Genomic DNA, 19,462 nt, shown 5'->3' on the forward strand with positions numbered 1-19,462 from the left:
GACCCCGCCATGATCATGAAGACCAACAGGATCGCCTTCCAGGGCGAGTTTGGCGCCAATTCCGACATGGCCAGCCGCGATATGTTCCCGAACATGGAGCCGCTGCCCTGCCAGACCTTCGAGGACGCGTTCCTGGCCATCGAGAACGGTGACGCCGACCTCGGGATGATTCCGATCGAGAACACGATCGCCGGCCGCGTCGCCGACATCCATCACCTGCTGCCGGAATCGCGGCTGCATATCATCGGCGAATATTTCATGCCGATCCGCTTCCAGCTCATGGTGTTGCCGGGTGTGGCGAAGGACGAGATCCGCACGGTGCACAGTCATATCCACGCACTCGGCCAGTGCCGCAAGATCGTCCGCCTCAACGGCTGGAAGCCGGTGATCGCGGGTGATACGGCGGGCGCGGCCAAGCTCGTCTCGGAAACCGGCGACCGCACCATGGCTGCACTCGCCCCGCGCCTTGCGGCCGATCTCTACGGCCTCTCCATCGTCGCGGAGAATGTCGAGGATACGGAAAGCAACGTCACCCGCTTCGTCGTGCTGTCGCGCGAGACGGCGCCGGTGGAGCGGGATGGAGACGAGATCATCGTCACCACTTTCGTCTTCAATGTGCGCAACATTCCGGCTGCACTCTACAAGGCGCTCGGCGGTTTCGCGACGAACGGCATCAACATGACGAAGCTGGAAAGCTACCAGATCGGCGGCAAGTTCTACGCCACGCAGTTCTATGCCGATATCGAAGGCCACCCGGACGATCTGCCGGTGCGCCGGGCGCTGGAGGAGCTTCGCTTCTTCTCTGAAAAGGTCCGCATCCTCGGCACCTATCGCGCCCATCCGATGCGCAGTGCGTTCTGAGACTTGACGATCGTCAGGCGGGCCGGAGCCGGCCCGTTGCAGGGGCATTTCCAAAGGGAAGGGGCCGCAGGCGGCGGCCCTTTCCGAGAAAGGAGATGCTCATGCGCACGATCACCACATAAAGATCCTCGTCTCGTTGATGGTGAATGCCGTCGTCTTCGGCGTTGGCGCCGTTGCCATTCTGGCGATACCGTCACTCGATGCGCAGGCCAAATACCCGCTGCCGGCCTGGATCGCCCTCACCGTTATCATAAGCCCCGTCATCGCCCGTCTTCTGGCACCGCGCGTCCGGCTGCGCGAACGCCCCGGCGACCGGCCGCATCCCGGTTGGCGCTGACGGTTCAGACCGTCCAGTCCAGCCAGTCGCGCATCAGGCGGTGCGCGATGGCACCCTTGGGCGGCGGAGTGGTGGTGCCGGGCGCAACCCCTGACGTGGCACTGCGCGCGATCATCGCCGCCGTCTCCTCACGGGTGAACCAGCGGCAATCCTCCAGCTCCTGCTCATCGCGGCGGATGTCGAAGGAAATCGCCTCACCGTAGCAGCCGATCATCAGCGAATGCGGCATAGGCCAGGGCTGCGAGGCATGGTAGCGCACGCGCCCCACCTTGATACCGGATTCCTCCAGCGTCTCGCGGCGCACCGTATGCTCGATCGTTTCGCCGGGCTCGAGGAAGCCCGCGAGGCAGGAATACATGCCCTCGGGGAAATGCGGCGAGCGGCCGAGCAGGCAGAGATCCCGCTCAATGTCGATGACCAGCATGATCGCGACCGGATCGGTGCGCGGAAAGATCGTGTGGCTGCAGGCCTCGCAGACGCGGCGGTAGCCGCCGATCTCCGAGCGGGTCGGCGCGCCGCACTTGCCGCAGAAACGGTTGTTGCCGTTCCAGGTCATCAGGCTGGAGGCCTGGGCGAACTGTCCGAGCAGGTCGTCGTCGAGCATCTGCTGGCGGTAGAGTGTGCGCCCGTCCGCCGCCTTCAGCGGCTCCTGCAGGGTCTCGGGATCGGCTCTGACGGGGATCGCCAGCCGTGGCTCGCCGTTCTTCAGGTAGCCGAGCAGGATGGCTTCCTCCGGCACGGGGCCGAGCTCGGCGAGCTCGTAGGGCGCAAACAGCGGGTCGATGATCTTCTCGTCGTGTTTGACGACGAGTTTTCCCCCGGCGATCGCGAAGGCATGCACAGTCTCGGCCTTGAAGGCCTGTTCCAGGCAGTCCGGCGCGCGGTGCTCCGACTGGCGGTCGAGGCTGTTCTCCGCGAACGCCACCATGGTGCTGGGTTCGGGGTGCGGACGGTAGAGATCGAAGAGCGATGGCTTCATGGTGTCAGCGCGTCCAGGATTTTGGCCGAGAAGGCCTTGGTTTCGTCGGCCGTGCGCGGCTCGGCGGTGCCGAAGCCCCAGACGGGGCCGGGCCAGTTCGCATCCCCCTCGCTGCGTGCGATGACATGAACATGCAGCTGGCGGACGATGTTGCCGAGCGCGGCGACATTGATCTTCGTCGCTCCCGTCACCGTCTTCAGTGCTTCGGCGACAAGCGTCGTTTCGAAGGTCAGCATGGTCTGGTCGAGGGGCGTCAGGTCGAAAATCTCGCTGGCGCCGGGCCGCTGCGGCACCAGCATCAGCCAGGGCCAGCGGCTGTCTTTCATCAGGCGCAGCTCGCAAAGGCCGATCTTGGTGAGAAGATCGCTGTCGCGTACGATCCGTTCGTCAAGTTGAAAGTCGCTCAAGGGATTCTCCCGGCATGCCTGTTTCCTAGAGTCATGCCACGGCATCCAAATTCCCTCCAACAGTTTTTTATCAGCCGCGCTTGCATTCGGATGGAATATTGCCGATATGGGGGTCGGGAGGTTGGTGGTGGACGAGCCACTCGCCAACCGGGTCAGGTCCGGAAGGAAGCAGCCCTAACGAGCCCCGGCACGGGTCATCGTGCCAGCCTCCCACCTTACCGTCCTGATCCTGGCCGTCCTGTCGGGACTGAGAGTTCGATTCGCGGCAGGGTCTATGAGCGACGTAACCCCCAATCCGTCCAGCGAAAAACCCGCAGCCTACCGGGTTCTTGCGCGAAAATACCGCCCGAAGGATTTCTCCGACCTGATGGTCGGCCAGGAACCGATGGTCCGCACGCTGACCAACGCGTTCGAGACCGGTCGTATCGCGCAGGCCTACATGCTGACCGGCGTTCGCGGCGTCGGCAAGACGACGACCGCCCGCATCCTTGCCCGCGCGCTGAATTACAAGACAGCCGAAATCGACCGCCCGACGATCGACCTTCGCTTGCCCGGCGAGCATTGCCAGGCCATCATGGAGGGCCGGCATGTCGACGTCATCGAGATGGACGCCGCCTCCCACACCGGCATCGACGATATCAGAGAGATCATCGAGCAGGTGCGCTATCGCCCGGTTTCGGCGCGTTATAAAGTCTACATCATCGATGAAGTGCACATGCTCTCGACACAGGCCTTCAACGGCCTGTTGAAGACGCTCGAGGAGCCGCCGGAGCACGTCAAGTTCATCTTCGCCACGACGGAGATCCGCAAGGTCCCGATCACCGTCCTGTCGCGCTGCCAGCGTTTCGACCTGCGCCGGATCGGCGCCTCCGATCTCGTCGGCCTCTTCACCACCATCCTGGGCAAGGAAGGCGTGGAATTCGAGCCGGATGCGCTCGCCATGATCGCCCGCGCCGCCGAAGGCTCGGCCCGTGACGGCCTGTCGCTGCTCGACCAGGCGATCGCCCATGGCGGCGGTCGCGTCGAGGTGAACGCCGTGCGCGGCATGCTCGGTCTTGCCGACCGCGCGCGCATCGTCGACCTCTTCGAACATGTCGTGAAGGGCGATGCCGCAGCCGCGCTCGCCGAATTTTCCGCGCAATACGAGGCCGGTGCCAGCCCGCCCGTGGTGCTGACGGACCTGGCCGATTTCACCCATCTCGTCACCCGCATGAAATATGTGCCCGATGCTGCCGGCGACCAGTCGCTGAGCGAGGTCGAGCGCGTGCGCGGCGTCGAGTTCGCCAATTCCATCGCGGTCACCGCGCTGTCGCGCATGTGGCAGATGCTCCTGAAGGGCATTCCGGAGACGGAAGCCTCCAGCCGTCCGGCGGGCGCCGCCGAGATGGTCATCATCCGCCTCGCCCACGCCGCCAACCTGCCTTCGCCGGAAGAGGCGGCCCGCCGCCTCGCGGAGCTGTCGGGCGGCGAGGGTAGTGGCAATGGTACCCGCGCGCCGCAATATGGCGGCAATGGCGGCCAGCCGACGGCGCAAGCCGCGCTTTCCGCCGTCGCGCGCACACCCGAAGCCCCGGTCCAGCGCGTCCAGTCGGGTGGCGGGACGGTGACGATGCTGCGACCCGTGCCGCAGGCCGAGCCCGCATCCCTGCCGGTTGGCCGTATCGAGACTGCCCCGGCCGCGCAGCCGACGGCCGAACCGAAGGTGCCGGTGAAGTCGGTCGCCGATATTGCTGAGCTCTGCACGAAAAACCGCGACATCCGCCTGCGTGCCCTCGTGCGCGCCTTCGTACGGCCGGTCAGCGTCGAGGCCGGGCGTCTGGAGATCGGCCTTGCCAACGATGCGCCGAAATCGCTCGTCAACGACCTGTCGAGCCGGCTGCAGGAATGGACCGGCATCCGCTGGATGGTGATCCTGTCGCGCGAACCGGGCGGGCCGACCCTGGCCGAGGCCGAAACGATGGCGCAGGAGGCCCGCGTCGCCGATGCGCGCCAGGACCCCGATGTGGCCGCCATCCTGCAGCGCTTTCCGGGCGCCAAGATCATGGACGTGCGCATCAAGGTTCAGGAAACGGAAGACGGGCCGGAGACCGTGGAGGCTGCGGCCGTCGCGGAATCCGCCGAGGGCGACATCCTGCCCGGCGACGATATCGAACACTAGCAGTTCCGGCCGAGATGCGGAGCGGAATTGCGTGAAAACAAACGTTCCAACATCCATTCAGAAAGAGGAGAGACCGATGCGCGACATCATGGGCATGATGGGCAAGGTCAAGGAAATGCAGGCCAAGATGGAGAAGATGCAGGAGGAGATCGCCGCCCTCGAGGTGAACGGCACCTCCGGCGGCGGCCTCGTCTCTGTCACGCTTGACGGCAAGGGCAATCTCAAGGGTCTGAAAATCGATCCTTCGCTCTTCAAGGAAGACGACGTGGAGATCCTCGAGGACCTGATCGTTGCGGCCCACAAGGACGCCAAGGACAAGGCCGAGGCGCAGGCTGCCGAAAAGACCAAGGCGCTGACCGCCGGCCTGCCGATCCCGCCCGGCTTCAAACTGCCGTTCTGATCCTGTAGGCTCGGGTTTTTCGAGGAGGAACCCGATGAGCCTGATGACCCTGCTTGTCTTTGCCGGCGCGCTGATGATGGCGGCCGGTTCGCCCGGCCCGAGCATTGCGGCGCTGGTCGCCCGCGTGCTGTCGCGCGGGGCAAGGGATGTGCTGCCCTTCCTCGCCGCCATGTGGATCGGCGAGGGCATCTGGCTCACCTGCGCCGTGCTGGGGCTCGCCGCAATCGCTGAGACCTTTCATGCCGCCTTCGTCGCCATCAAGTGGCTGGGCGTCGCCTACCTGCTCTATCTCGCCTGGAAGATGTGGTTCGCGCCGACGGAAACCGGCGACAGTGCCCTGCCGGAGGCGCGCTCGGGTGTAAAGCTGTTCTTCGCCGGCCTGACCGTGACGCTCGGCAATCCGAAGATCATGATGTTCTACGTCGCGCTCCTGCCGGCGATCATCGATCTCGGCGCCGTCACCCTCGTCGGCTGGGCCGAGCTGGTCGTCACCATGTTCGTCGTGCTCGTCGCGATTGACCTTGCGTGGGTCTTCCTCGCCTCGCGCGCCCGTCTGTTCCTGAAGAGCCCGCGCGCCGTGCGCATCGCCAACCGTCTCAGCGCTGGCACCATGGCCGGTGCCGCGGCGGCCATCGCCACCCGCTGATCACCCGGTGAGGGCCGCGCGCAGCTTGTCGTTGATCGGCGCGGCGAGATAGCGCAGCCGGTCTTCTTCGGAGACGTTCTTGCCGTAGGTGCGCAGCAGCTCCGGCATGGTCACAGGCTCGCCGTCGAAGGGCGTGTAGGTTGCGGCGTCGCCGGCCTGGATCACGCCGTCCTGCAGCACGCGGCAGTAAAAACCCGGCCGACCGGCCTGCATGAAGCGTTTCGCGAAGGCCGGATCGCCCATGCGGGCAGTCAGCGTGTTGCAGGGAATGCGGGTGGATGTCACTTCGAGGAGCACGCTCTCCGTCTCGATCCGGTCGCCGACCGAGACGCTGCGGCTGTCGAGGCCTTCGATGACGAGGTTCTCGCCGAAGGTTCCCGGTTCCAGCGTGCGGCCGAGTTCCTTCGACCACCAGGCAAGGTCAATCCCGCCGAGGCCGTAGACCGCCTGTTCCGGCCCGCCATGGTGTTTCCGGTCGCAGATCGTGTCGCCCAGCAACCCCTCGCGGTCGACGACGACAGCCGCATCGGTCGGTGTCTTGAAAATGCCCGTCTTGTAGCTTTTGCCCGGAAGCGGACGGGCAAGACCCGTGCAAACGGCGAGAATTCTGATCAAACGCTGCCTCCAGCAAGGTGGATTCCGTTTCCCCCGGATATGAGCTAGATACCGGCAATGGCAAAACGAGTCACTGGCCCCGAAATCGAAAAACTCATCCAGCTTCTGGCGAAGGTGCCGGGCCTCGGGCCGCGCTCGGCGCGCCGCGCCGCGCTGCATCTCGTCAAGAAGAAGGACCAGCTGCTCGGCCCGCTTGCCGACGCGATGGGCGAGGCGCACCGCAAGGTGCGCATCTGCTCGTGCTGCGGCAATGTCGATACGAGCGACCCCTGCACCGTCTGCACGGATGTGCGGCGCGACCATGCGGTCATCATCGTCGTCGAGGACGTGTCCGACCTCTGGGCGCTGGAGCGCGCCGGCGCGATGAACGCGGCGTACCATGTGCTCGGCGGCACGCTCTCGCCGCTCGACGGCGTGGGGCCTGACGATCTCAACATCCGCGGCCTCGTCGATCGCGTGGCGAAGGGCGGCGTGCGCGAGTTGATCATCGCCGTGAACGCCACCGTCGAGGGGCAGACGACGGCGCATTACATCACCGACCAGCTCTCCGGCCTCGAGGTGAAGATCACCCGGCTCGCCCATGGCGTGCCGGTCGGCGGCGAGCTCGATTATCTCGACGAAGGAACCTTGACGGCCGCCTTGCGCGCCCGCACGGCGATCTGAGGAGGCTTCATGCCGATCATCCGCAAAACCATCAAGGGCGTCCTCGGCGCCGCGCTGATCTCGCTTGGCCTTCTGGCACCCGCCGAGGCCGCCTCCAAGGCGGAGGTCGAGAAGATGTTCCGCGCCTGGATCGACAACGACCTCTGGCCGGCGGCGCAGAAGACCGGCGTCAGCGAAAGGACGTTTCGCGCGGCGATGCAGGGCGTGGCGCTCAACTGGGATCTGCCCGACCTCGTGCCGCCCGGCTCCAAGCCGAAGAAGGATCAGGCGCAGAGCCAGGCGGAGTTCTCTTCACCCGGCGCCTATTTCTCCGAGAAGCGCCTGCAGGGGCTGGCGGGAACGGGCAGCCGACTTGCCAAGACCCATGCGGCGACCCTGCGCAGGATCGAGCAGCGCTTCGGCGTGCCGGGCGAGATCGTCGTTGCCGTCTGGGGCCGGGAATCCGGCTTCGGCAGCGCGAAGATCCCTTATTCTGCCGTGGAGGTGCTCGCCACAAAGGCCTTCATGTCGACGCGCAAGGACATGTTCCGCAAGGAGCTGATCGCGGCGCTGCATATCGTCGATGGCGGCGACCGGACCGTCGATCAGCTCAAGGGCTCCTGGGCCGGCGCGCTCGGCCAGCCGCAGTTCATGCCGACCAGCTTCCTGCAATATGCCGTCGATTTCGACGGTGACGGCGTGCGCGACATCTGGGGTTCGGTGCCTGACAGCCTTGCATCGATCGCCAACTACCTCGCCAAGAAGGGCTGGCAGGCGGGGCGCGGCTGGGGCTACGAGGTCTCGATCCCGGCGGGCGTTTCCTGCGCGCAGGAGGGACCGGATCTGGCAAAGCCCATCTCCGCCTGGGCATCGAGCGGCATTACCCGCATTTCCGGCAAGGGTTTTCCTTCCGGTGAGGCCAAGGCGTCCGGCATGATGCTGGTTCCGGCCGGAACGCACGGTCCGGAGTTCATCGTCACGCCCAATTTCTACGTGCTCAAGGAATACAACAACTCCGACCTCTACGCCCTTTTCATCGGCAATCTTGGTGACCGCATCGCCTATGGCAGCGGGTCGTTCAAGGGGGCGTGGGGCGATGTCGGCAAGATGTTGCGCTCGGATGTGCTCGCCATGCAGAAGGCGCTCGTCGCCAAGGGCTATGATGTCGGCAAGGTCGACGGCCTGCCGGGCTACAAGACCCGCCGCTCGCTCGGCGACTGGCAGGCCAAGAGCGGCCTGACAGCCACCTGCTATCCGGATGCCTCGCTCAAGGCGAAACTGCGGTAAATCCGTGAGGAGGGCCGAGGCCGATCCCGTTCCGTTCGAACGGGATGGCGCTTGGCGTCAATGGATATCCGCCTGCCGTTTGAAGCGCTCATACTCATGCGGCACGATCGTCTGCCGCTCGATCATGCGGTGGACCCGGGGCGGTTCGGCGCCGCTGTGCAGCAGGCGCAGCTTCTCGCCGTTGGCGGCATCGGCATGGGTGCGGCGCTGATTGTGGCGCACATATTCCACCCAGGTCGGCACATGGTAGGTCTCCGTCCAGATCGTCGGGTTCTCGAGATCGCGCATCAGCGCCCACTGGCCGGCGCCGTCGCGGATGCGGATGCGCCGCCGCTCGGTCATCGCCTCCAGGAATTCCGGTATGTCATCTTCCGCGATCTCGTAGTCGATCAGGACGACAATCGGGCCGCTGCGCGGTTTCAGGTCGAGTGGCAGGTCCGGCTCGCTGAAGCGGTTGAGCGGGTCGACATTGAGACTCTGCAATTCGGGGAGCTTGAAGCGAAGGCCGAGCGCCGCGCCGGCGATCATTACCACAGCCGAGGCGAGGAGTGCGGCTTCGGCGCCGTGGGTGTCGGCCGTTGTGCCCCAGATCCAGCTCCCGGCGGCTATGCCGCCGAAGGTGGTCGTCTGATAGAGCGAGAGTGCCCGGGCGACGACCCAACGCGGCGTCGAAAGCTGCACCGTCGTGTTGAAGAGCGAGAGCGCCATGACCCAGGAGGCGCCGGCGATCAGCAGCACGGCCCCTGTCAAAAGCGCGGAGGAACTGACTGCCGAAACGCTGGCGCTGACGGCAAAGCCGGTAAAGGCAAGGCGGGCGATGGTCTCCGTCGTCAGGCGCTCGCGCACTCGCGCGTTCATCAGGGCGCCGCCGATCGCGCCCAGCCCGAAACAGCCGAGCAGGATGCCGTAGGTCAGCGGTCCGCCCGAAACGAGGTCGCGGGCGATCAAGGGCAGGAGCGAGAGGATGGAACTCGTCGCAAGGCCAAAAGCGAAGCCGCGCAGCAGCACCTTGCCGAGGTTCGGCGACATGGAGACGTAGCGCAGGCCCGCCGAGATGGCGCGGCCGAAATCCTCGCGCGGCAGGCCGCTCGGCGAGATGTTCGGCTTCCAGCGGAAGAGGGCATAGAGAAGGGCGAAATAGCTGAGCGCATTGGCGGCGAAGGCTGCCGCCGCTCCCGCTGCAGCGACAATCGCGCCGCCGATGGCCGGGCCGACGCTGCGGGTGAGGTTGAAGCCCATGCTGTTGAGCGAGACGGCGGCGGGAAGGTCCTCGCGCGGCACCATGTCGCCGACGGAGGCCTGCCAGGCCGGATTGTTGAGCGCCGTGCCACAGCCGAGCAGGAAAGTGAAGGTCAAGAGCAGCCAGGGCGTGATGACGCCGTACCACGTACAGAGCGTCAGGCCGATCGCGACGGCGAGCATGAAACACTGGGCCGTCAGCATCAGCTTGCGCCGGTCGAAATTGTCGGCAAGCGCGCCGGCGGCGACGGAGAACAGCATAATCGGCAGCGAGGTCGAGGCCTGCACCAGCGCCACCATGTTGGCCGAGGAGGTGATCGAGGCCATCATCCAGGCTGCACCCACGGACTGGATGAGCCCGCCGAAATTGGAGATCAGGCTCGCCGCCCAGATCACCCGAAAGGTTTCGTTCCTGAAAGGGGCGAGGGAGGATCTCCGGTCTGGCACGGGCAGGCACTCATTCTCGATGCAGCGTTGTCGACAATCTAGTCCATAGGACAAAAGGGGCAAGCCGGTGGCGGCAAAAGCTGTGCGATCAGGCCGCCCACAGGCAAGCAGGCCGGCCGACCTTGCAATTGTGACAAACACGGTCTATATCAGCCGCAAATTCTTGATCGTCAGATGAAGAGTGGGCCCGCGAGGACCCGCTCTTTTTTATTGCCCCGATCGAGTGCATGATAACGACTATCCCGGGAGGGCATGTCATGTCTGACACGAGTGAAACAGGAAATGCGGTCATCGAGCCGCGGCTGATCGTCGAGACCGGTCTCGACCGGCGCGTCGCCGACATCATCGAGCCGACCATCGAGCAGATCGGTTACCAGCTGGTGCGCGTACGCCTCTCGGCGCAGAACGGCGCGACGCTGCAGATCATGTGCGAGCGGCCGGACGGCACGATGACGGTAGAGGATTGCGAGAAGGTCTCGATGGCCGTCTCGCCCGTGCTCGACGTTGAGGATCCGATCGACAAGGCGTATCATCTGGAGGTCTCGTCGCCCGGTATCGACCGGCCGATGGTCCGCAAGTCGGATTTTTCGCGTTGGCTCGGCCATCTGCTGAAATGCGAGACGTCGATCCTCGTCGACAGCCGCAAGCGCTTTCGCGGCAAGATCGTCGCGGCTGACGAGAACGGCTTCACCCTGGAGCGGGATCAGCCCGCCGCCGGCGACGAGCCGACGGTCGTCATTCCCTTCACGGCGCTTGCCGAGGGCCGGCTGATCCTGACCGACGACCTGATTCGTGATGCGCTGGCAGCCGACAAGAAGGCCAAGGCCGCGCAGGCTGCGAACCAGAACGACGAAGACGGCGACGATTGAGTTTGTGAGTACGTTCCGTCCCGGGGGTGTTTGCCCTCCTTGCGGGCGGGATGGAGAGGACGGAACCGGAGCGGTGCGCCGCTCCACGATGCCGGAGGCCAAGGCCCCGGCCTGACCATGGAGACCTGAGACAATGGCAGTCAGTGCGAACCGGCTTGAGCTTCTGCAGATCGCGGATGCCGTGGCCCGTGAAAAGGTCATCGACCGCGAGATCGTGCTTGCCGCGATGGCCGACGCCATCCAGAAGGCGGCCCGCTCGCGTTACGGCACGGAATCGAACATTCGCGCCGACATCAATTCCAAGACCGGCGAGATCCGCCTCCAGCGCCTGCTGGAAGTCGTCGAGCACGCCGAGGACTATTCGACCCAGATCCCGCTGGAACTGGCGCGCGACCGCAACCCGGACGCCAAGCTCGGCGATTTCATCGCCGATCCGCTGCCGCCGATGGATTTCGGCCGCATCGCCGCCCAGTCGGCCAAGCAGGTCATCGTGCAGAAGGTGCGCGAAGCCGAGCGTGACCGCCAGTACGACGAATACAAGGACCGCATCGGCGAGATCGTCAACGGCACGGTCAAGCGTGTCGAATACGGCAACGTCATCGTCGACCTCGGCCGCGGCGAAGGCATCATCCGCCGCGATGAGATGATCCCGCGCGAGAACATGCGCTACGGCGACCGCGTCCGCGCCTTCGTCTACGACGTGCGCCGCGAGCAGCGCGGCCCGCAGATTTTCCTGTCGCGCACCCATCCGCAGTTCATGGTGAAGCTCTTCACCATGGAAGTGCCCGAGATCTACGACGGTGTCATCCAGATCAAGTCCGTCGCCCGTGACCCGGGCTCGCGCGCCAAGATCGCCGTCATCTCGAACGATTCGTCGATCGACCCGGTCGGCGCCTGCGTCGGTATGCGCGGCTCGCGCGTTCAGGCCGTCGTCGGCGAACTGCAGGGCGAGAAGATCGACATCATTCCGTGGTCGCAGGATCCGGCCTCCTTCATTGTCAACGCCCTGCAGCCGGCGGAAGTCGCCAAGGTGGTTCTCGACGAGGATGCCGAGCGTATCGAAGTGGTCGTGCCGGATGAGCAGCTCTCGCTCGCCATCGGCCGTCGCGGTCAGAACGTCCGCCTCGCCTCGCAGCTGACCGGCTGGGACATCGACATCCTGACGGAAGCCGAGGAATCCGAGCGCCGCCAGAAGGAATTCAACGAACGCACCAACCTGTTCATGGATTCGCTCGACGTCGACGAGATGGTCGGCCAGGTTCTGGCTTCCGAAGGCTTTGCCGCCGTCGAGGAACTGGCCTATGTCGATCTCGACGAAATCGCTTCGATCGACGGTTTCGATGAGGACACGGCCCAGGAAATCCAGACCCGCGCTCGCGAATATCTCGATCGCATCGAGGCCGAGATGGACGCCAAGCGCAAGGAACTCGGCGTTTCCGACGACCTGCGCCAGATCGACGGCATGACGGGCCAGATGCTCGTCGCGCTCGGCGAGGACGGTATCAAGACCATGGAAGATTTCGCCGGCTGCGCTGCCGACGACCTCGTCGGCTGGTCGGAACGCAAGGATGGCGAGACGAAGAAGTTCGAGGGTCTGTTCTCGAAGTTCGAACTCTCGCGCGCCGAAGCCGAAGCCATGATCGTCCAGGCGCGCCTCGCGGCCGGCTGGATCACGGAAGAGGATCTCGCCAAGGAAGAGCCGGTCGTCGAGGGCGGCGAACAGGACGCCTGATCGGCGTCCTCCAGAGTTGGACATGTCGCCCGCTGACTTGCACAGCGGTTTGCGTTGACGGAAACGGAAACCTATATGGGCAAGAAGGACGAGGATGGCGTGAACGACCGCATGTGCATCGTGACGCGCGAAAAGGGCGAGGCGGACGATCTGATCCGCTTCGTCGCAGGTCCCGACGGCAGCGTCGTGCCGGACCTGAAGCGTCAACTTCCCGGACGCGGATGCTGGGTGAAGGCGGAACGGGCGATTGTCGACAAGGCGGTTGCCAGGAAGCTTTTCGGGCGTGCGCTGAAGACGGAAGCCAAGGCCGGCCCGGAACTCGGCGCCGAGGTGGACCGGCTTATCGCCGCCCAGCTCGGCGGCATGATGAACATGGCGCGCAAGGCGGGCCAGTTCATCACCGGCTCCTCGAAGGTCGACCAGGCGGTGCGCGCATTGGCTGCTCTTGCCGTCTTCCATGCGACGGACGCGGCGGCCGATGGTGTGCGGAAAATAGACCAGGCGCGGAAGGCTGCAAGCTTTCTGACGGACGACGAAACGGAAATACCCTCCTTCAAGCTCTTTTCGGAGAGCGAATTGGAGGGCCTTTTGGGAAGTAATGCTTTTATCCATGCCGCAGCGCTTGCAGGGCAGGCGGGTGAGGGTGTAGTGAAGCGCGCAATCATGCTCGAGAAATACCGGGGCGACAGCCAAATGATGGCACAGGGTGGCGCTCGCCAGACAAACCAATGACGCGGTTACCGGCATTCGGCCGGCCGAAATCGCATTGGATGAACACATTTGAACGACAGGGCCAGGTGATACGCATCCGGCTCTGATCTTAGGAACGGAACGGAATGACCGACAACGAAGACGACAAGACGATCAATGTGGCTGGCAAGAAGACCCTTAGCCTGAAGCCCTCGGGGGTTCAGCAGGGAACCGTGCGCCAGGACATGGGTCGTGGCCGCACCAAGGCCGTCGTGGTCGAGACCCGCACGAAGCGCCACTTCAGCCGCCCGGGTGAAGAGCGCCAGGCATCGACGCCCGTCGCGCCCGTGCAGCGCCAGCCGGAGCCGCAGCAGACGCGTCCCGCGCCGCAGCCTTCGCGCCCCGTACACCAGCAGCCCTCCCGCCCGGTCGAACAGAACCGTCCGCGCGGCGTTGTGCTGAACCAGCTTTCGCCTGACGAAGTCGAGGCCCGTCGCCGCGCGCTTGCAGAAGCGCAGATCCGCGACGCCGCCGAAGCCCGCCAGCGCGCCGAGGACGAAGCCCGTCGCAAGGTTGAGGACGAAGCTCGCCGCGTTGCGGAGGAAGAAGCACGCCTCGTCCGCGAGAAGGAAGAAGCCGAGCGCCGTGCCGCTGAGGCCGCCGCACCCGCACCCGTCGTGGAAGAGGTCGTCGCGCAGCCGGTCGCAAGGCCCGCTCCGGCGGCTGCCGAAGCCCGCCCGCAGCCCGGCCGCACGCCCGCTCCGGCTTCCACGCCGGTTGCCGGTCGTGGCCGCCATGAAGCCGAAGATGAAGGCGACAAGCGCCCGCGTGGTGGCGCGCCTGTCAACCGCGGCGCCGTCAAGCGCCCGGAACCGGCCAAGGCTCCGGCCCGCCCGAAGGCCGATGACGGCCGTCGCCAGGGCAAGCTGACGCTGACGACGGCATCGAGCGACGAGGATGGCGCACAGCGCGGTCGCTCGCTCTCGGCCATGCGCCGCCGCCAGGAGAAGTTCAAACGCTCCATGATGCAGGAGACGCGCGAAAAGGTCATGCGCGAAGTCATCCTGCCGGAGACGATCACCATTCAGGAACTGTCGCAGCGCATGTCCGAACGTGCCGTCGACGTCATCAAGTACCTGATGAAGGAAGGGCAGATGATGAAGCCCGGCGATCTGATCGACGCCGACCTTGCTGAAATCATCGCCGGCGAATTCGGCCACACCGTCAAGCGCGTTTCGGAATCCGACGTCGAAGAAGGCATCTTCAACGTTTCCGACGATGCTGGCGATCTGGAATCGCGCCCACCGATCGTGACCATCATGGGCCACGTCGACCACGGCAAGACCTCGCTGCTCGACGCCATCCGGCATGCAAACGTGGTTGCTGGCGAAGCCGGCGGCATCACGCAGCATATCGGCGCCTACCAGGTCGAGCACAACGGCCACAAGATCACCTTCATCGACACCCCCGGTCACGCGGCGTTCACCGCCATGCGTGCCCGTGGTGCGCAGGCGACGGACATTGCGATCCTCGTGGTCGCGGCCGACGACAGCGTGATGCCGCAGACGATCGAGTCCATCAATCACGCCAAGGCGGCGGGTGTTCCGATCATCGTGGCGATCAACAAGATCGACAAGCACGAAGCCGATCCGCAGAAGGTGCGCAACCAGCTCCTCCAGCACGAGGTCTTTGTCGAATCCATGGGCGGTGAAACGCTCGATGTGGAAGTTTCGGCCAAGAACCGGCTGAACCTGGACAAGCTGCTCGAGGCCGTCCTGCTGCAGGCCGAAATTCTCGACCTTAAGGCGAACCCGAACCGCACGGCAGAGGGCGTCGTCGTCGAAGCCCAGCTCGATCGTGGTCGCGGCGCCGTTGCCACCGTTCTCGTGCAGACCGGCACGCTGCGCCCGGGCCAGATCGTCGTTGCCGGCGACCAGTGGGGCCGCGTACGCGCCCTCGTCAACGACAAGGGCGAACACGTCAAGGAAGCCGGCCCGTCCATGCCGGTCGAAGTGCTCGGCCTTTCGGGTACCCCGGCTGCCGGCGACAAGTTCGCCGTGGTCGAGAACGAAGCCCGCGCCCGCGAGATCTCGGAATACCGCCAGCGCCTCGCCCGCGAAAAGCAGGTGGCACGCCAGGCCGGTTCGCGTGGCTCGCTCGAGCAGATGATGAGCCAGCTGCAGAACACCGGCCTCAAGGAGTTCCCGCTGCTCATCAAGGGTGACGTGCAGGGCTCGATCGAAGCCATTGCCGGCGCGCTGGAAAAGCTCGGCACGGACGAAGTCCGCGCCCGTATCGTTCATTCCGGTGCCGGTGGCATCACGGAATCCGATATCTCGCTTGCCGAAGCTTCGAACGCCGCCATCATCGGCTTCAACGTCCGTGCCAATGCACAGGCCCGTACGGCTGCCGAGCGGGCCGGTCTCGAAATCCGCTACTACAACATCATCTACGATCTGGTGGATGACGTGAAGGCAGCGATGTCGGGCCTGCTTTCGCCGGAACGTCGCGAAACCTTCCTCGGCAATGCCGAAATCCTCGAGGTGTTCAACATCACGAAGGTCGGCAAGGTCGCGGGTTGCCGCGTCATCGAAGGCAAGGTCGAGCGTGGCGCCGGTGTCCGTCTGGTGCGCGACAACGTCGTCATCCACGAAGGCAAGCTCAAGACGCTCAAGCGCTTCAAGGACGAAGTCGCCGAAGTGCCGATGGGCCAGGAGTGCGGCATGGCCTTCGAGAACTACGAAGACATCCGCGCCGGCGACACGATCGAGTGCTTCCGCGTGGAGCACATCACCCGCACGCTGTAAGCGTCCGGCGAATAGACCATCGTGCGAGCGCCGGACCGTTTCGGCGCTCGCATTTTTTTGAAGGTGACGACCATGACCAGAGCAACATCCTCGGCGCCGTCGCAACGCATGCTGCGCGTAGGCGAGCAGGTGCGCGCGGCGATCACCCAGGTCCTCCAGCGCGGTGAAGTGCGCGACCCGCTTCTCGAAAAGACCGTGATCTCGATTTCGGAAGTGCGCATGTCGCCCGATCTCAAACACGCGACGGCCTATGTCACGCCGCTCGGCGTGAAGGACCATGAGGCGGTGATCGACGCGCTGAACCGCAATTCGAAGTTCATTCGCGGCCGCCTCGGCCCGCAGCTTCGCCAGATGAAGTACATGCCGGACGTTCGTTTCCGTGACGATACGAGCTTCGACAACTACAAGAAGATCGACGATCTCCTGCGTTCGCCGGAAGTCGCTCGCGATCTTTCGGCCGAAGACGGCGACGACGACAAGTAATCCAGGTAGAATATGTCCAGACCCCGCAAACCCAAGGGCCGGCCGGTTTCCGGCTGGCTCATCCTCGATAAGCCGTTCGATTTCGGCTCCACCGAAGCCGTCGCCAAGATCAAATGGCTGCTCAAGGCGCAGAAGGCCGGCCATGCCGGTACGCTCGATCCGCTGGCCTCCGGCATGCTGCCGATCGCGCTCGGCGATGCGACCAAGACCGTGCCCTATGTGATGGACGGCCGCAAGATCTACGAATTCACGGTGACCTGGGGCGAAGAACGCACGACGGATGACCTTGAGGGCGAGGTAACGCAGAGTTCCGAAAAGCGGCCTGCCGCCGAGGCGATCCGGGCGATCCTCGGCGAGTATACCGGCGTCATCCAGCAGATCCCGCCGCAGTTCTCCGCGATCAAGATCGCGGGCGAACGCGCCTACGATCTTGCCCGCGAAGGCGAGATTGTCGAAATCCCCTCGCGCGAGGTGGAGATCCACCGCCTGACGCTGATCGGCTGCCCGGATGAGAGCACGGCCGAATTCGAGGTGGAATGCGGCAAGGGCACCTATGTGCGTGCGCTCGCCCGTGATTTTGGCCGCCAGCTCGGCTGCTTCGGCCATATCTCGGCCTTGCGCCGCACCTTCGTCGCGCCTTTCGGCGAGGACAGCATGGTGCCGCTCGCCGACCTGACAGCACTCGAGGAGATCGCTGACGAGGCCGAACGGCTGGCGGCACTTGATGCTTTCCTGATCGACACGGGCGAAGCGCTTTCCAGCCTGCCGCAGATCGTCATCAACGACGACCAGGCGCACCGCCTGCGTATGGGCAATCCGATCATCCTGCGTGGGCGGGATGCCCCGGTTTCTGCTGATGAAGCCTATGCCACGGCCCGTGGCAAGCTGGTCGCGATTGGCGAGATCGGTAGCGGCGAGTTCCGGCCGAAGCGCGTCTTCGGCGGCTGAACAAGGTCGGCGGAACCAATCGCCGCCGACTTGATTTCACCACAAGCTATGGGCTTTATGGGCCGGCGAGGTTCGTTCGAGGGCGGGCCGGGCGGTGCTTTGCCGTTCTGGCTGCCTGCGGACGAGGGGTGAAAGGGCTGGCCGTTGACGATTGCGCCGACTGACAGAACGGTATCCGCCGAGGATACGGTGGAGGGCGCTGGCCCTGTCGAAAGCCGCCGGCGTATGCACCATCCCGTCGCATTCTATCTCGTCTGCCTCATCCTTGTCGTCGTCATTCCCGCCTTCCTGTTCTCCATCGTCGTGCTGAAGCGCACCACCGAGGCGCAGGAGCGCATCTTCGAATCGCTGCTGCGCACTTCGACAAGCGCCGTCAATCGCGCCGTCGAGCGTGAAATCACGGGTATGTTCTCGACGCTCAATTTCCTGTCCACGTCGGAAAGCCTGCCGAAGGGCGATTATGCCACCCTGCATGCCCAGGCAAGCAAGACGCTGCAGGGTACGGACATCTATTTCCTGGTCATCGATCAGGCGATGAAGCAGCGCCTCAACACGCGCGTTCCCTACGGCATGCCGCTCAATGTCGCCTCGGAGCCGGTTTCGGCACGCCTGGCGCTGTCGCGGGGCGAGCGTATGGTTTCCGACCTGTTCTTCGGCCGCACCGCGCAGCAATGGGTGTTCAACGTCTATATGCCGGTGCGGCTTGCCAATGGTGAGCCGGTCCTGCTGACGCTGACAAAGAATGCCGATGCGCTGCGGCGCGCTGTCAATCCGGATGTGCTTTCGCCCGGCTGGAATGCGGCGGTGCTGGATTCCGCCGGCACGGTCATCGCATCGACCGATGAGAAACAGAAAACCGGCCAACCCTTCTTCCTGCGTGTCGTGCCGTCGCTGCGCCTCGGCGTCAGCACCATGAAGGGGGACGGTGTGGACTATCAGGTCGTCACTGAATTCTCCTCGCTTGCCGGCTGGCGCATGATCGCCTGGGCGAAGTCGTCGGATGTGCAGGCGCCCGCCGTCTCTTCCTTCCTCTGGCTGACGATCGGCGGGGCTGTCTTTGCCGCACTCGCCGCCATCAGCGCCGTCGGCATCGCCCGCGTGCTGTCGCGCGACGTGCGGCTGCTCGCGCATGACGCGCGCCGGCTCGGCCAGGGAGAGCGGGTCGCTCCGCGCCCCTATGCCATTTCCGAGCTGGAGACCGTCTCCCGCGCGCTTGCCGAGGCTGCGGATGCACGGGTGAAGTCGGAAAACGAGGTGCGCTTCCTGATGCGGGAGGTGGCGCACCGCTCCAAGAACCAGCTCACCGTCATCCAGGCGATGCTCAACCAGTCGGCGGCGAGCGCGGAAAATGCCAGCGATTTCGCCGAAACGTTCCGCAAGCGCGTGGCCGGTCTTGCCCGCTCGACAGACCTGATGATCGCCAATGCCACACAGGGCGTGAACCTGATGGAACTGGCGAAAAATCAGCTGAAGCCTTTCACGCCTGCGGATGCGGAGCGTGTGCGCATCACCGGCCCCGCCGTGCTCCTCGATCCTCAGGCCTCGCAGACGCTGGGCATGGCCCTGCACGAACTGTCGACCAATGCCACGAAATACGGTGCGCTCGCCAACGAAACGGGGATCGTGTCGCTGAGCTGGGTAGCGAGCGGCGAGGACCTGAACCTCGTCTGGCGCGAGAGCCAGGCGGCGATCGACAAGGACGCCATTGCCGCAAGCCGCAAGGGTTTCGGCAGCGTCGTGCTGGAGCGCATGCTTGGCATGGCGCTCGATGCGAAGCTCGATTTCGCCGTGCATGACGACGGTATCGAATGGCGGGTGAGGATCCCGCTTGCGCGGCTGCGGGACGAGGATGTTCACCAGCAGCAGGGTGCAGCGCAATGAGGAACCCTGTCCTTTTCAGACACATTGAGCACAG

Annotated in this window: 18 protein-coding genes and 1 other RNA gene; 15 read left to right on the top strand and 4 right to left on the bottom strand. The window is 64.8% G+C overall.

Annotated features, from left to right (window positions below):
- Window positions 1-9: 9 nt before the first annotated feature.
- The gene (locus tag P9A16_RS13590) at window positions 10-861 is read left to right on the top strand and encodes a prephenate dehydratase (RefSeq protein ID WP_023517208.1); all 852 of its coding nucleotides are present in this window, start codon (window positions 10-12) and stop codon (window positions 859-861) included.
- Window positions 862-1,000: 139 nt separating this feature from the next.
- Window positions 1,001-1,198 (top strand): hypothetical protein, encoded by a 198-nt coding sequence (locus P9A16_RS13595; protein ID WP_023517207.1) that lies wholly within the window; start codon window positions 1,001-1,003, stop codon window positions 1,196-1,198.
- Between the two features lie 4 nt (window positions 1,199-1,202).
- Here the strand turns inward: P9A16_RS13595 and nudC are convergent, their stop codons facing one another.
- Window positions 1,203-2,177: an NAD(+) diphosphatase gene (nudC, locus tag P9A16_RS13600; protein WP_023517206.1), complete on the bottom strand. Its 975-nt coding sequence runs from the start codon at window positions 2,175-2,177 to the stop codon at window positions 1,203-1,205.
- Window positions 2,174-2,629 carry an HIT domain-containing protein gene (locus tag P9A16_RS13605; protein ID WP_024270005.1) on the bottom strand — a complete coding sequence of 152 codons (456 nt, stop codon included), beginning with the start codon at window positions 2,627-2,629 and terminating at the stop codon, window positions 2,174-2,176. Before P9A16_RS13605 ends, nudC begins: the two co-directional genes overlap by 4 nt.
- A 71-nt stretch (window positions 2,630-2,700) precedes the next feature.
- Here P9A16_RS13605 and ffs point away from each other — a divergent pair.
- The 4 genes from ffs (at window position 2,701) to P9A16_RS13625 (ending at window position 5,788) form a co-directional block, all read left to right on the top strand.
- Window positions 2,701-2,798: signal recognition particle sRNA small type (gene ffs, locus P9A16_RS13610), an RNA gene on the top strand.
- 60 nt (window positions 2,799-2,858) lie between these two features.
- Window positions 2,859-4,742: a DNA polymerase III subunit gamma/tau gene (locus P9A16_RS13615; protein WP_024270004.1), complete on the top strand. Its 1,884-nt coding sequence runs from the start codon at window positions 2,859-2,861 to the stop codon at window positions 4,740-4,742.
- 76 nt (window positions 4,743-4,818) lie between these two features.
- A complete protein-coding gene (locus tag P9A16_RS13620) occupies window positions 4,819-5,142 on the top strand; it encodes a YbaB/EbfC family nucleoid-associated protein (RefSeq protein WP_023512378.1) in 324 nt (107 codons plus the stop codon).
- A 34-nt stretch (window positions 5,143-5,176) separates the two neighbouring features.
- Window positions 5,177-5,788 carry a LysE family translocator gene (locus P9A16_RS13625; RefSeq protein ID WP_023512377.1) on the top strand — a complete coding sequence of 204 codons (612 nt, stop codon included), beginning with the start codon at window positions 5,177-5,179 and terminating at the stop codon, window positions 5,786-5,788.
- Here the strand turns inward: P9A16_RS13625 and P9A16_RS13630 are convergent, their stop codons facing one another.
- Window positions 5,789-6,400 (bottom strand): MOSC domain-containing protein, encoded by a 612-nt coding sequence (locus P9A16_RS13630; protein WP_278025737.1) that lies wholly within the window; start codon window positions 6,398-6,400, stop codon window positions 5,789-5,791. It lies immediately after the preceding gene.
- 60 nt (window positions 6,401-6,460) lie between these two features.
- Between P9A16_RS13630 and recR the strand changes: the two genes are divergently transcribed.
- Both recR and P9A16_RS13640 read left to right on the top strand, forming a co-directional pair.
- Window positions 6,461-7,066 carry a recombination mediator RecR gene (recR, locus tag P9A16_RS13635; protein WP_023512375.1) on the top strand — a complete coding sequence of 202 codons (606 nt, stop codon included), beginning with the start codon at window positions 6,461-6,463 and terminating at the stop codon, window positions 7,064-7,066.
- A gap of 9 nt (window positions 7,067-7,075) precedes the next feature.
- Complete coding sequence (locus P9A16_RS13640; RefSeq protein ID WP_023512374.1) at window positions 7,076-8,332, top strand: lytic murein transglycosylase; 1,257 nt, start codon at window positions 7,076-7,078, stop codon at window positions 8,330-8,332.
- A gap of 57 nt (window positions 8,333-8,389) precedes the next feature.
- Here the strand turns inward: P9A16_RS13640 and P9A16_RS13645 are convergent, their stop codons facing one another.
- The gene (locus P9A16_RS13645) at window positions 8,390-10,018 is read right to left on the bottom strand and encodes an MFS transporter (protein ID WP_023512373.1); all 1,629 of its coding nucleotides are present in this window, start codon (window positions 10,016-10,018) and stop codon (window positions 8,390-8,392) included.
- A gap of 257 nt (window positions 10,019-10,275) precedes the next feature.
- Here P9A16_RS13645 and rimP point away from each other — a divergent pair, with 257 nt between their 5' ends.
- The 7 genes from rimP (at window position 10,276) to P9A16_RS13680 (ending at window position 19,428) form a co-directional block, all read left to right on the top strand.
- A complete protein-coding gene (gene rimP / locus P9A16_RS13650) occupies window positions 10,276-10,887 on the top strand; it encodes a ribosome maturation factor RimP (protein WP_023512372.1) in 612 nt (203 codons plus the stop codon).
- Between the two features lie 133 nt (window positions 10,888-11,020).
- The gene (nusA, locus tag P9A16_RS13655) at window positions 11,021-12,619 is read left to right on the top strand and encodes a transcription termination factor NusA (RefSeq protein WP_023512371.1); all 1,599 of its coding nucleotides are present in this window, start codon (window positions 11,021-11,023) and stop codon (window positions 12,617-12,619) included.
- Between the two features lie 75 nt (window positions 12,620-12,694).
- Window positions 12,695-13,351 (top strand): RNA-binding protein, encoded by a 657-nt coding sequence (locus tag P9A16_RS13660; protein WP_023512370.1) that lies wholly within the window; start codon window positions 12,695-12,697, stop codon window positions 13,349-13,351.
- A gap of 104 nt (window positions 13,352-13,455) precedes the next feature.
- Window positions 13,456-16,116 carry a translation initiation factor IF-2 gene (infB, locus tag P9A16_RS13665; protein WP_024270003.1) on the top strand — a complete coding sequence of 887 codons (2,661 nt, stop codon included), beginning with the start codon at window positions 13,456-13,458 and terminating at the stop codon, window positions 16,114-16,116.
- Window positions 16,117-16,188: 72 nt separating this feature from the next.
- Window positions 16,189-16,599: a 30S ribosome-binding factor RbfA gene (gene rbfA / locus P9A16_RS13670; protein WP_023513549.1), complete on the top strand. Its 411-nt coding sequence runs from the start codon at window positions 16,189-16,191 to the stop codon at window positions 16,597-16,599.
- A gap of 12 nt (window positions 16,600-16,611) precedes the next feature.
- Window positions 16,612-17,547 (top strand): tRNA pseudouridine(55) synthase TruB, encoded by a 936-nt coding sequence (gene truB / locus P9A16_RS13675; protein ID WP_023513548.1) that lies wholly within the window; start codon window positions 16,612-16,614, stop codon window positions 17,545-17,547.
- 144 nt (window positions 17,548-17,691) lie between these two features.
- The gene (locus tag P9A16_RS13680) at window positions 17,692-19,428 is read left to right on the top strand and encodes a sensor histidine kinase (RefSeq protein WP_245290332.1); all 1,737 of its coding nucleotides are present in this window, start codon (window positions 17,692-17,694) and stop codon (window positions 19,426-19,428) included.
- Window positions 19,429-19,462: the final 34 nt, after the last annotated feature.

It is taken from the genome of Shinella sp. 838, assembly GCF_029623935.1.
GTDB lineage: Bacteria > Pseudomonadota > Alphaproteobacteria > Rhizobiales > Rhizobiaceae > Shinella.

Excerpts from the sequence above, each read along its gene's own strand:
- P9A16_RS13620 (WP_023512378.1), top strand. The coding sequence starts at position 4,819 with ATGCGCGACATCATGGGCATGATGGGCAAGGTCAAGGAAATGCAGGCC.
- P9A16_RS13640 (WP_023512374.1), top strand. The coding sequence starts at position 7,076 with ATGCCGATCATCCGCAAAACCATCAAGGGCGTCCTCGGCGCCGCGCTG.
- rimP (WP_023512372.1), top strand. The coding sequence starts at position 10,276 with ATGTCTGACACGAGTGAAACAGGAAATGCGGTCATCGAGCCGCGGCTG.
- P9A16_RS13590 (WP_023517208.1), top strand. The coding sequence starts at position 10 with ATGATCATGAAGACCAACAGGATCGCCTTCCAGGGCGAGTTTGGCGCC.
- rbfA (WP_023513549.1), top strand. The coding sequence starts at position 16,189 with ATGACCAGAGCAACATCCTCGGCGCCGTCGCAACGCATGCTGCGCGTA.
- nusA (WP_023512371.1), top strand. The coding sequence starts at position 11,021 with ATGGCAGTCAGTGCGAACCGGCTTGAGCTTCTGCAGATCGCGGATGCC.
- P9A16_RS13625 (WP_023512377.1), top strand. The coding sequence starts at position 5,177 with ATGAGCCTGATGACCCTGCTTGTCTTTGCCGGCGCGCTGATGATGGCG.
- P9A16_RS13615 (WP_024270004.1), top strand. The coding sequence starts at position 2,859 with ATGAGCGACGTAACCCCCAATCCGTCCAGCGAAAAACCCGCAGCCTAC.
- P9A16_RS13595 (WP_023517207.1), top strand. The coding sequence starts at position 1,001 with ATGGTGAATGCCGTCGTCTTCGGCGTTGGCGCCGTTGCCATTCTGGCG.
- P9A16_RS13605 (WP_024270005.1), bottom strand. The coding sequence starts at position 2,629 with ATGCCGTGGCATGACTCTAGGAAACAGGCATGCCGGGAGAATCCCTTG.
- recR (WP_023512375.1), top strand. The coding sequence starts at position 6,461 with ATGGCAAAACGAGTCACTGGCCCCGAAATCGAAAAACTCATCCAGCTT.
- truB (WP_023513548.1), top strand. The coding sequence starts at position 16,612 with ATGTCCAGACCCCGCAAACCCAAGGGCCGGCCGGTTTCCGGCTGGCTC.
- infB (WP_024270003.1), top strand. The coding sequence starts at position 13,456 with ATGACCGACAACGAAGACGACAAGACGATCAATGTGGCTGGCAAGAAG.
- P9A16_RS13660 (WP_023512370.1), top strand. The coding sequence starts at position 12,695 with ATGGGCAAGAAGGACGAGGATGGCGTGAACGACCGCATGTGCATCGTG.
- nudC (WP_023517206.1), bottom strand. The coding sequence starts at position 2,177 with ATGAAGCCATCGCTCTTCGATCTCTACCGTCCGCACCCCGAACCCAGC.